This window comes from Chryseobacterium sp. CP-77 (assembly GCF_036362765.1).
GTDB classification, from domain to species: domain Bacteria; phylum Bacteroidota; class Bacteroidia; order Flavobacteriales; family Weeksellaceae; genus Chryseobacterium; species Chryseobacterium cupriresistens.
This window is the reverse complement of sequence record NZ_CP143637.1, coordinates 1,898,133-1,910,299: the sequence shown is the minus strand read 5'-3', so window position 1 is coordinate 1,910,299 and position 12,167 is coordinate 1,898,133. Positions and strand designations below refer to the sequence as shown.

The following is a 12,167-nucleotide window of genomic DNA, read 5'->3' as shown; positions in this document are numbered from 1 at the left end:
ACTTATAAATCAGTGTTCTCTTCGGAGAGCACTGTTTTTTATAGTATGTGATAATTAAATGAATTTATATGATACAACTAAAAAACAAGCTTTGGGGATTACTATTGATGTTGCCGGTATTATCTTTCAGTCAGACTTACCAGTGGCAATGGGCAAAACAGGCCGGCGGCCAATCCGGTTCTGCCGATCCGGGGTTTAATTACCAATTTGATGAATCTATACGGGATATTGTTGTAGATAACAATAACAACACCTATTATCTCGCAAGTGTATGGAATGGAGGCCAGAATCTGAATGGGGTAGCTGTGCCTAATTATGGACTACGTGATCTTATTTTGTTTGCTACGGATTGTCAGGGTAATGCACTGTGGTCTACCATTATTGGCGGATCAGAAGATGGTGAAAATGCCTGGCATATTGAAGTGGATAATAATGGTGGTTTATATGTAATGGCTACTCTTTATAATAATTCTTACAGCGGCGATCCTACCGCTCTTCCTATGCATTTTGATGCGACTCACACCATGCCTTTGTATACCTATTATGATCAGACAGTAGAGCCGGCGCATAAAGCGGCATATCTGCTTAAATATAAAACTTCTGACGGAACATTGGATTGGAGTAAAGCTTTGCAGGGAGATGTCAGTTATCTCAGCAGACGCTGTGATGTTCAGATGATGTATATGGATTCATCCAAAAATATTCATGCTGTTATGGGTTTCAGAGCAGGAAATCATTTAAATGGTTTAATTACCGTGCCTTCAACCTTCACTACCTCCTTTCAGTACTATCTGGTTAAATTCAACTATGATAACGGGAGTATGACACCTGCAACGCCACTGTTGCTTCCTATAAGCGGAGGATTAACTGCAGGAGGAACTGATGGTAAAGTAAATCTGCTGTACGATGAAAGCTTAAACAGATATTATCTGGCAGGAAAAAGAATGGTAGGAAACTACAGCAGTACTATGGAAAGTCTTTCGTACAATAATATTCCTTTTACAAAAAATGCCTATATACTTGCGTTTAACGGTAGTACCGGAGCTGAATTATGGAGAAAAGAATTTGACAATAGCTTACCGGCATTTATGGATGATGAAATTCATTCCGTAATCAAAGGTTCAGGTTCTTCAGATATTTATATTTCCGGACGTTATTTTTCAGGAACAGTTCCTACCACTTTCGGAAACTATTCTTTTCCTGTACAAAATTATCAGGGACAGACTCCTTTTGTGATGAAGCTGAATGCTGATGGAGCTGTACAATGGGCAAAAGTTCCGGATGGGCTTACAAGCTTTTCTGCGTACCGTTTCATGAAAGGAAAACTGGCACTGAACGGAAATGAACTGGCCTTCGCCAAAGGAAGCTGGAATGAGATTTGGGGAAGCTTTTCAATGACACGTCCTAATTCAGATTTATCAGATCCTTTGCTGGTACGTTTCAATAAAGATACGGGTGCAGTAATTGGTACCGGAGAAATTCATAGTAATTTTCAGGTTCAGGATGAATTTACAGCCATTGCTGTAGATAAAGATGGAAACTATGTACTAGGCGGTCTTTTTCATGACCAGCTCTTTACAGATTCCAATGATAATGTCAATACCATGACAGTAAATGTGACGGGAGGAAAATCCCAGTCTTTCATTACAAAATATTCTAAGTCAGCATGCAGCCAGATGTCCGTAGAGGAAACAGCCGTACAGGCAGGAATTCAATTATTCCCGAATCCGGTTCAGGATGTGCTTACCATCAGGAGCAAAGAGCCTTTGGTTTCTTATGAAATCTTTGGAACTACGGGACAACTGTTAAAACAGGGAACTTTGACTATGATGCAGGAACAGATCGTATTATCTTCTCTTCAGACAGGAGTATATTATATTAAACTTAAAACAAAATCTTCAACAGTAACAGAAAAGATACTGAAGAAGTAAAAAAACAAAACTGAAAATTAATAACCTTAGATATAAACAGCATTCTTTAAAAAGGATGCTGTTTTTTTTAGCCTTCATCTTATGCGATTGAAAACCTATTCCGTATTTTTGTGCAGAATTAAGCAGCTAAACTGTTTATTCCAACCTATGAGCACTGCATTTTCCGGCCATGATCAAATTGAGGTGGTTTCTTCTTTTTCTGAACTTGTCAATACCCGTTTTCATGGCGTTATGAATGCCATTTGCTGGCATAGGAATTTAGTGGGTGACTTTAAAGAAATCGTCACAAAGCTTCAGCTGAAAGATGATATTACAGAAGTTTCCGGCGAAGATCTTTTAGCATTGGAATTGTCAGAAGAGGGGAGTATGGCGAGAGAAATTATTTTAAATGACCTGCAATTATTGACAGATTTTGGTGCATCTCCGGTTCTTAATTTGCTTAAAAACTATGAACGGGACGAAGAGCTCGGTTTTATTTCAACGGATGTATACTCGTATCATGTTGACCGTTCGCCTGTTGCAACAGATACTTTTCTATGCACTTATCACGGAACGGCAAGTGATATCATCGCTAATGATCAGGTGGAACAGAAAATTGTAATTCCTGAAGTCCGGGAACAGCTCAAAAAATTACATGACGGCACTGAAGATGAATTTGAAGACTTCCTGAGAGAGTATTTCTTTGATCTTCATTATCAGCCTAAGCCCGATGCAGAGCCTGTCAATTTAGGAATTGGCCATCTTTGGCGTATTGCAGTAGATCATCCTGAGCAATCCGCTTTGCCTTGTGTTCATAGGGCACCCGTGGAAAATGATGGTGAATACAGGCTTCTCCTGATTTGTTAATTCAATTTGCATCGAAATCATGAGGTCATGAAAAATCCAACATCTTCAGGATATTGGATTTCATCGTTGATAGACCGGGTTACATATCAGTTATTTATTTTCAGAAGATCAGCTTCACCATTTTATTTTTATTTTGGGCACTACCTTTTTTATTTCTTTGGCTATATTAGTTCCTGCTTTCCCAAGCTCGTTACTAATGTTTCTGACCACTTTTACCGCTTCGTGATTTTTCCCGGGGCCGTATTGTAAATCATGAACGGTAGTATTCCATGTTTTGACGATATCGTTATTAGGACCAAACTGACCTTTTAAAGCGTCTCCAATCTGGTTTAATCCTTTAACAATCGTATTATTTTTTCCGAAACATCCATTGTCACCACCAACTCCGTTTGTTAGACATTTATTTAATTCACGATAGGTTAACTGGCCGCCCGCACATCCTGCAAATGCGTACGGCTGGCCTCCGGTGCTTACCGCACATTCCACGGCTATTTGAGCTTCCGTATTCAGATTAAGCTTACTTGCTCCATAACACACGGCAGTTCCCATAAAAGATATTTCGCCACTGTTGGCCTGATCTTTAAAGCAGGAAACTAATTGCTTGAGTTCAGGATCATTGACTTTATCAGCAAAACAAAGGGGATACATTTCATAATTGCCGCCATATTCTTTATAGCACTTCATCATATCCCGGGTAATCTGTTTTTCTTTTGAACCGCCTAAAATACTGAGCATACAAAGGCTTTGTTCCTCCATGGTTGCTGAATTTTTGGCACATTTATAAATTTCAAGCTCTTTCTGTCCTGCCATATTCGTTACCATACAGTCCCCGAATTTCAACTGGTTTAATGATCCGTCAAAATTCAAAGAATTTTTATAACAGTCCACGGCATTCTGCTCACTGGTCATCATGACATCCCCATAAGGTTTTTGTTCATCAATAATCTGCGTAGGTAACGGTCTTAGTCCGTCAGCGGTTTCAATTCCTATCTGATGATCATATGTAGGCTTTGGCAGATACATAACCGGCTGCGGAGGAACAGGAATATTGGAATAACCCACGACGCGGTATCCATATCTGTAATCCAGCTCTATAATATTTTTATTAAAATCCAGAAAAAATGCCTTTTGGTAAGGAATGGCAGACGGCAAGAGTAAATAATTAATTCCGGTCTGATCATATACGGCCTGGCCGGCATTTCCCGGATTGCCATCCTGAACAATCACCCCGGTATTATACATCGTAAAAGACTGGCCATAAGTGGTCAAAAACATCTGTCCGATTGGATAAACCTGCGCAAACAGGAAGGAACAGAAACTCATTAGTGAAATCAGCACACTTAAAATGGATAGTTTTTTAATAATTGCGTTCATGATACTTATTTTTTGATATAGTTACCGTGTAGACCATTACCAGGGAATTACCCTTTTTCGCTATTTTTTTGTTGAAGAGGCTTAATAAAGAAAAAAACAGCCTTGGAAAGGGCTGTCTTTATGTTTTTGGATTTGAAATTGAGTGGTGATAGAGGGAATTGGAGCTATGTTCCCAATATGAAAATGGTAGATATTGATTATCTATATATTAAAATAAATAGTGATAATATAGAATCAAATTTTATCGGAATCTTACCTAATCTTATATTGGGTGTGGTAAAAACCTGTCTTATACCTTCCCCATAAGACTAATATAGATACTTTATTGAGATATCAAAAAATAAATTTTAATGCGACGACTTTTGTCGCATTATTGACCAAACTTTGAATAATATTCAAAATGTTAAGATTTTAAACATTCTAACAAACTGAAACAAAAATAATTTTATAAAATATCTACCATCATCTTATACAAAGTATAAAATCATATTTTATTAGCTAAAATTGATTAGTTTTATAGATTGAAAAATTTGTATTTTTAGTATAAGTTATATATATTGAGCAAACAATATGGCAGAACTTAATATACTTGAATTTCTTGGTTTGGACAGAGCAAAGCCAATTCATTCTGATAGTAAAAAATTATTGGATAGCGAAGTTTCTATCCTAAATGAAGTAAAAGAAAAAGATTTTGGAATTGATTTAGTTTACTTTAATACAGACGAAGAAACTAAAAATAGTTTTCCTTCTATTTTTCTGAAAAAAGTCTCTGATTTTAATGATGTAAAAATTTTAAAAGATATTGCTGAAACACAACGGAAAATTTGGAATTACAAAAAAGTAATGTTTTTGTATGCTTATTCTGAATTAGAAATACGAATTTACAATTGTTCAGAAAAACCACTTATTATAACTGAAAAGAATTTTAGTTATGAAAAAGAATTAAAATCAATTGAAATTCAATCATATAGATATTCTGACAAACAACAATTACAAGAATTAAATAAACTATTTTCAAGAATTGCCATTGATACGGGTATAATTTGGACTTTGGAAGAAGCTCAATTCGTTCGAGACAAAATTAGTTTACAAAGGCGAGTTGATAAATACTTGGTTGAAAGTTTAATCAACACTTCAAAGCAACTTGAAAATGATGGATTGGAAATTAATTTGATTCATAAAATCATTTTACGGTCCTTATTTTTACTGTATCTTGAGGATAGAGGAGCAACTGATGAAAAACTTTATTCACTTTATAAAAAAGATGCAAATTCTTATTTTGATATCCTAGATGATGTAGAAGCTACTTATAAACTTTATGAACGATTAGAAGATGATTTCAATGGTAACATTTTCACATTAGAACAAACTGAAACTATAAAAACAGAACATCTTCAAATCATAAAAAAATGTTTCATCAGTGGAAATGATAATACACCTCAAATAAAACTTTTTGAAGATTGGAGATTATTTAATTTTAGCATTATTCAAATTGAACTACTAAGCGAAATTTATGAAAACTTTCTTTTCAAAACCGACCCTGAGCTAAAAAAACAAACAGGAACTTATTATACCCCTCCCTCTTTAGTAGAATTTATTTTAAATGAAAAACTACCTACTAATAACAAAGAAAAAAATTATAATGTTAAAGTTTTAGATCCAAGTTGTGGTTCGGGGATTTTCTTAGTAGAAAGTTTTAAAAGATTAGTAAAACGTTATGAGAATCATAACAATGAAAAACTTAATAATTTTGATAAATTAAAAAAATTATTAACCGACAATATTTATGGTATTGAACTAAACCCACAGGCTATAAAAGTTGCTGCTTTTAGTTTGTATCTTGCATTAGTTGACAATTTAGACCCTAAAACTTTGTGGCAAAGCAAAAAACACAGCTTACCAAATCTAATCAATAACCCTAATGACCAAGCAATAAAAGAACAAGGTAAAAACTTATTTTGTAGAGACACCATATCAGACATATCAGATATAAATGAGTTACAAAACTTCGATTTAATTGTTGGGAATCCTCCATTTGGGGAATTAATATCTGAGGAAAAGGATATTGAAGGAAAGCATAAAAATATTAGAAACTATTGTAACCAATATAATTTTGCTAAAGAGATGGTATTACCATTTTTACATAAAGCAACACAATTTTCTCCAAATGGAAAAATTGCTTTAATTTTTAACACTAAAGTTCTAACTAATACGGGTGGAACTTATCAAAATTTCAGAAAATGGTTATTTAATGATTGTTATGTAGATAAAGTTTTCAACTTTTCAATTCTTCGTAACGCAAAGAAAAATTTTGGAGGACAATTATTTGGTGACGCAACAGGTCCGATAAGTATTATCTATTATCAGAAAGGAGAACCTCAAAATTACAGTGATAAAATTGCTTATTATGCCCCAAAAACTTATATCAAATCCAATGTGATTGAAGGTTTGAGCATAGATTTTACAGACTTAAAATACCTACCAAGAGAAGAGTGTAAAAAACCTGACACTAAAATTTGGAAAGTAGCAATGTGGGGAAGCATAAGTGATTGGGAACTTATAGAACGTCTTAATAATTCGAACTTGAGCACTATTGGAAAATTCAATGAAAATAAAAATATAAAATCAGGGGTTGGTTTTGGTTTACTTACTAACTCAGTCGATAAACCTTTATATTCTGAAGTATTAAGTAATATTAAATATTTAGACGCAAATGTAATTACAAGATACTACACTCCTAATGACTCATTATCAGATGTTAAAACCTCAATAAAGACATCTAAAGCAGTTAATTTTTATAAGAAATTTTATAATGTTTCTGATATTGATAAAATTGAAAGGCTTACTGCTTTTAGAAGATTGGGCGATATTGATGCTTTCATTAATCCTCATATAGTCATAAAGAAAGGCTTAGAAAAAAATAGAATATGTGCTTCTTTTATTGATATACCCTGCTCTTTTAAGGATGGTGTTTACGGCTTTTATTCGGATGGTCAGCAAACGGATGAATTATATTTATTAATGTCATATTTTAATTCAAAGTTAAGCTCTTATTATCTATTTATGACAATTTCTTCTTATGGAATTGAGAGAGAACAAGTAATGAAAAATGAATATCTTTCTATTCCAATATCTCTTAGCGAAGAATATTTCAAATTATTAGTCAATTCTTCAAAATACATTATTGACAAACTAAAATCGAAAAGTTTTTTAAATGACCTTTTCGCTAACAATGAGCTTGAATCATATATATATGAAAATATTGATAAGGTAATTTATGAAAGTTTGAATTTGAATGAAAGTGAAAAAGCATTGGTAAATGATAGCATAAACTATAGTTTAGATTTATTTCATAAGCAAGAAAAATCAATTGCCTTATATCCTACGAATAAAGCTCATGTAATGGATTATTGTAATATAATTAACAGGGAAATTAATGACTTCCTTTATGGTCAAGAACTCTACGCAAGTTTGACAGTATATAATATAAATAGGTTTACACCTTTGATGATGGTTAAACTAACCTTTGATAAAAAAGAGAAAAAAATTGCAACATCAAAAGAATTCATTGATATAGAGTTGAAAAACTTAGACCAATATTTATGGGAAGAAAAATCAAGTAGCATCTATTTTCGAAAAAAAATGAATTACAAAAAAGGTAATGATATTTATATTATTCGTCCAAATCAACGTAGGTTTTGGTCATCTTCAATGGCATTGGAAGACGCAAATGAGTTAATTCTTGAAATATTAAACGGGAATTAATATGGGGCTAAATTCGAATATTTACGAAAATTTCAGGAATGCTTTTGAACAAAAATGTTTTCGATTAATTATCGAAGCATATCAAATTTCTATGACTGAAAAAATAATCCAACTAAATTGGAATGAAAACGATATTTCTTCCGAAATACATAGGCATATAAAAGAGAATCCATTAAGAAAAAAATGGAGGGTTTCAACAAACGTTGAAGCTGATATTCCGAAGGATATTCCTAAAGTTAGAGGTTTTGCGGATAAATTTCCCAGAATAGATTTTAGACTATCCGTTTTTTCAAAAAATGAGGAATATGAGTACTTTTTTGAAGCAAAAAATCTAAAACAAAAATCTACGGCATTAAAGCGTAGATATATCAATACTGGAATTAATAATTTTGTTTCGAAAAAATATCAAAATGGTAGTTTAATAGGGTATCTACTTGATGGAGAAATTGATAAAACTATTGATGGAGTAAATTCTTTACTTATAAAGGATAAAAGAAACACAGAAATCTTGATTATTAAAAAAAATAAGTTATTTGAATATTACTATGAATCGAACCACTCTAATATAGAAACGTTGAAACATTTAATATTTAACTTTATTAATATTGCAAATTAAAATGATCAGTTACACAAAACCAGGAGACTTTGAGTAAAAAAGAAAGTTTTCCTTTAACAACAATTTTCCAAAAGAAACTTCAATAAACAAAAAAACAGCCTCAAAAAAGGCTGTTTTATATTTTGAATTCAAAATTCTTAAAATATGATAAAGGAGATTGAAGTTATTTCCCAATACAAAACTTAGAAAAAATATTCCCCAGTACCTCATCATTGGTCACCTCTCCGGAAATTTCGCCAAGATGTTCCAGGGCATTTCTAAGCTCATACGCCAGTAATTCTGTAGAGATCTGGAAAGAAATAGCTTCTTTCACTTTATGAACGGCATCCATGGATTTTCTTAAGGCTTCAAAGTGTCGTTGGTTGGTGATGATAACGTTATTTTCTTCAGTTTTTAAATGTTCCACATAAGAAGAAAGTTCATTTTTCAGATCCTGGATGTTTTGATTTTCAACGGCTGAGATTTTAATAAAGTCAAAATCATGAGAAATGGCGTTTCTGAAAATATCTTCTACCGTTTCGTATTTTGTGGGAATTACTTCGTCAATTTTTGTCGCACAGATAATCAGCTTCAGATCTTCTCTCAACAAGGATTGAATCATTTCAATATCCTCAGAAAAATCCTCGGTAGCAGCATCTGCCAGATACACTAGAATATTAGCGTTTTCTACCTTTTCTTTAGCTTTTTTTACCCCGATCGCTTCAATTTCATCCACCGTTTCACGAAGTCCGGCAGTGTCAATTAACCGGAAAGCATGACCTTTAATATGAAGAACTTCCTCAATGGTATCTCTCGTGGTTCCGGCGATATTACTCACAATCGCCCTTTCTTCCTTCAAAAGAGAGTTCAGCAGCGTAGATTTTCCGGCATTCGGTTTTCCGATGATGGCAACAGCGGTTCCGTTTTTAATGGCATTTCCGTATTGGAAACTTTCAATCAAAGAATTTAGTTTGACTTCAATTTTATCCAATAATCCACTTAAAGCACTTCTGTCAGCAAATTCCACATCTTCTTCGGCAAAATCAAGCTCCAGCTCAATTAAGGAAACGAAATTTAAAAGATCCGTTCTTAATACAGAGATTTCATTGGTGATGCCTCCTTTTAATTGATTGATCGCAACTTTTCTCGAAGCTTCATTTTCAGAAGCAATCACATCGGCAATCGCTTCTGCCTGGGAAAGGTCAATTCTGCCATTGATAAAAGCACGAAGGGTAAATTCTCCTGCTTTGGCCATTCTCGCCCCATTTTTGATCAGGGTTTCAAGAATACGTTTTCCGATATGCGGAGAGCCGTGAAAAGCAATCTCCACAGAATTCTCAGTGGTGAAACTTTTCGGAGCCAGGAAAATGGAAAGCATCACTTCATCAATCGCTTCATCTTCATCCATAAAATAACCGTAATGGATGGTGTGGGATTTCTGTTTTTCCAGGTTTTTGGCCGGAAAACTTTTCTGAACTACAGATAAAGCTTCATTTCCTGAAACACGGATGATGCCTAAAGCACCTATTCCATTGGCTGTAGCCAGCGCGCATATCGTATCGTTATTCATGCTGCAAATTTACGGTTTTTAATGTGAATTTGGATGGAAGTCTGTTATTCAGATTATCTATTGCTGTATTCAGTCAAAAACTGCGCAGATCTAAAACAGGCTGTGTTTGGAGAGGCTTGTTGTATAAAAGATGAACCTGTTATATCAACAAGCGCAGAATTATTTCTATTAAACACAGAGCAAAAACACGAATTAAAATATAAAATTTTAAAAATAATTCTGCTGAATATAAACAGAATTTGAAAGATGTAGTTGATTGTGGTGTAACATTTATAAGGTTTTTTTAACAACGCCGGTAATGATGTAGGGTTGTAGAATATCATGTAAGTATTAAAAAATTAAACAGATGTTTGGTATATTAATTGTTGTTAGTGGGGTCGATGATGTTGAAAGTTTAAAAATTTATTATTAAAGCAGTAATAATTTGTTAAAGTATTATAAATGTATATGAATAAAGTATTTTTTTTAATTTCTAATAAAAAATTGATTTTTTTATTAATGCTCGTTTTCAGTGCTGCAGCCTATGCTCAGTGTATCCCTTATACAGGGCAGGCCATGACAAGCGGAAACACGTATTGTCTTAATGGAAACCTAAGTGTAAGTACCAATATCAGCATTCCGAATGGAGCTACCCTTATCATACAATCCGGACAGCTGCAGTCCAACAGTATTCAGGTTGATGGGATTCTGGAAATTACTGACGGAACAAGTGTTAAATGTACGGGAACTGTGAAAGTAGGAACTTTCGGGTCTCAGAAAAATTCAAAAATTAAACTGGGAACCAAATCTTTCTTATCTCTTGTAGGATCGGTGATTCAGGAGGATCCGACATTTGGCGGTTTCTATCCCGGAACAACGTCTGTTATTGAAATGGGAACAAGCAGCGTGGTAGAAATTTGCGGAACATTTACCCAGCAGTCTACGACATACCCTTCTGTTGAATATGTAGGTGTTCCTACCGGAAGAGCGTACTGTATTGCAAAAGCAGACGTAAGTGGTGGTGGAGGAGCTTCCATTATCAGTGATGACAGCCAGATCGTAACCATTGCCATGGGATCTGTTATAGGATTGGGAATGGGGAATTCAAGCTTCTGCGGACCCAATGCAACCAAAGCCATGTGTCCTGCTCTCTGGCCTGAAGGATTATCAGAAGACAAAACAAGCTGTGGAAATGCTCCCGTGATTATTGATGAGATCGACGGATTTTGTACAAAGCCCGGAATTTCTGGGACACCGGACGGATATACAAAATTTGGAATTACCATACAGCAGAAAAGCGATTCGTGGCCTGAAAATATACCTAACGGATTCCTGGCCATGGAATCAAAAAATAAAGGTTTTGTGATTACCAGGGTTCAGCATGTAAGCCAGACGCCACAGCCCGGAGATGCCATCGCAGAACCGAAAGAAGGAATGCTTCTGTATGATATTCAGGATAAATGTGTAAAACTGTACAACGGTACGGAATGGAAATGTGTAGAAAGAAGCTGTAATGATTAAACTGATAAGAATATGAACAATATAAAAAATATAAGTATAGCAGCAGCTTTGGTTATTTCCAATACATTTTTTGCTCAGGTTGCTATTGGTAAACAGTCCGTGGATGGAAACAGTACGGTCTTAGATTTTGATAACGTGGCAGGAAATACAAAGGGTATAATTCTTCCCGCAACATCTGGTTTTCCTGCAGGATCTTTGGAGAACGGAACATTCATCTTTGATGTCACGGATAACAAAGTAAAAATGTACGAAAATGATGTGTGGAAATCCCTGTCAGATGCCGGTAATTCAAGTGTGGTTATCGCTAATAATTCTGCAGAAACGGGAAAAGGAGTCATTATGGGGGAGGCTGCAAGTTCTGCTGATGGCGTATTGGTTCTGGAATCTCAGAATAAAGCGATGATTCTTCCTCAGATAGCAGCACCGCATCTTAATGTTAAAAATCCTTATCCGGGTATGATGTGCTATGATACGGTCAGTAAAACACTGGCGGTATTTGACGGATCAGTCTGGAATTACTGGAAATAGATGATGAAAAATTAATCTAATATTGATTAACTATAAAAAGCAGCTGCATGTTTTCACG

At 34.6% G+C, this 12,167-nt stretch carries 8 protein-coding genes; 6 read left to right on the top strand and 2 right to left on the bottom strand.

The features are described 5' to 3' along the window. Positions 1 to 68 precede the first annotated feature (68 nt). On the top strand, positions 69 to 1,931 hold the full coding sequence (locus tag V0410_RS08515; protein WP_330747132.1) for a T9SS type A sorting domain-containing protein: 1,863 nt from the start codon (positions 69 to 71) through the stop codon (positions 1,929 to 1,931). Positions 1,932 to 2,078: 147 nt separating this feature from the next. Further along, complete coding sequence (locus V0410_RS08510) at positions 2,079 to 2,777, top strand: DUF1826 domain-containing protein (RefSeq protein WP_330747131.1); 699 nt, start codon at positions 2,079 to 2,081, stop codon at positions 2,775 to 2,777. Between the two features lie 114 nt (positions 2,778 to 2,891). On the opposite strand, the gene V0410_RS08505 is transcribed toward V0410_RS08510, so the two are convergent. Continuing rightward, positions 2,892 to 4,151, bottom strand: coding sequence for a hypothetical protein (locus tag V0410_RS08505; RefSeq protein ID WP_330747130.1), 1,260 nt, complete (start codon positions 4,149 to 4,151; stop codon positions 2,892 to 2,894). 570 nt (positions 4,152 to 4,721) lie between these two features. On the opposite strand from V0410_RS08505, the gene V0410_RS08500 reads away from it, so the two are divergent. Next, on the top strand, positions 4,722 to 7,916 hold the full coding sequence (locus V0410_RS08500) for an HsdM family class I SAM-dependent methyltransferase (RefSeq protein ID WP_330747129.1): 3,195 nt from the start codon (positions 4,722 to 4,724) through the stop codon (positions 7,914 to 7,916). Between the two features lie 91 nt (positions 7,917 to 8,007). Then, entirely contained in the window at positions 8,008 to 8,532 is a 525-nt protein-coding gene (locus V0410_RS08495; protein WP_330747128.1) for a hypothetical protein, read from the top strand. A gap of 163 nt (positions 8,533 to 8,695) precedes the next feature. On the opposite strand, the gene mnmE is transcribed toward V0410_RS08495, so the two are convergent. Next, entirely contained in the window at positions 8,696 to 10,081 is a 1,386-nt protein-coding gene (gene mnmE, locus V0410_RS08490; RefSeq protein WP_330747127.1) for a tRNA uridine-5-carboxymethylaminomethyl(34) synthesis GTPase MnmE, read from the bottom strand. 483 nt (positions 10,082 to 10,564) lie between these two features. Between mnmE and V0410_RS08485 the strand changes: the two genes are divergently transcribed. Beyond that, the gene (locus tag V0410_RS08485; protein WP_330747126.1) at positions 10,565 to 11,581 is read left to right on the top strand and encodes a hypothetical protein; all 1,017 of its coding nucleotides are present in this window, start codon (positions 10,565 to 10,567) and stop codon (positions 11,579 to 11,581) included. 12 nt (positions 11,582 to 11,593) lie between these two features. Then, the gene (locus tag V0410_RS08480) at positions 11,594 to 12,109 is read left to right on the top strand and encodes a hypothetical protein (RefSeq protein ID WP_330747125.1); all 516 of its coding nucleotides are present in this window, start codon (positions 11,594 to 11,596) and stop codon (positions 12,107 to 12,109) included. Positions 12,110 to 12,167 lie beyond the last annotated feature (58 nt).

Bases quoted from the DNA above. Each gene is read 5' to 3' on its own strand.
- V0410_RS08480 (WP_330747125.1), top strand. From the start codon at position 11,594: ATGAACAATATAAAAAATATAAGTATAGCAGCAGCTTTGGTTATTTCC.
- V0410_RS08510 (WP_330747131.1), top strand. From the start codon at position 2,079: ATGAGCACTGCATTTTCCGGCCATGATCAAATTGAGGTGGTTTCTTCT.
- V0410_RS08500 (WP_330747129.1), top strand. From the start codon at position 4,722: ATGGCAGAACTTAATATACTTGAATTTCTTGGTTTGGACAGAGCAAAG.
- V0410_RS08495 (WP_330747128.1), top strand. From the start codon at position 8,008: ATGACTGAAAAAATAATCCAACTAAATTGGAATGAAAACGATATTTCT.
- mnmE (WP_330747127.1), bottom strand. From the start codon at position 10,081: ATGAATAACGATACGATATGCGCGCTGGCTACAGCCAATGGAATAGGT.
- V0410_RS08505 (WP_330747130.1), bottom strand. From the start codon at position 4,151: ATGAACGCAATTATTAAAAAACTATCCATTTTAAGTGTGCTGATTTCA.
- V0410_RS08515 (WP_330747132.1), top strand. From the start codon at position 69: ATGATACAACTAAAAAACAAGCTTTGGGGATTACTATTGATGTTGCCG.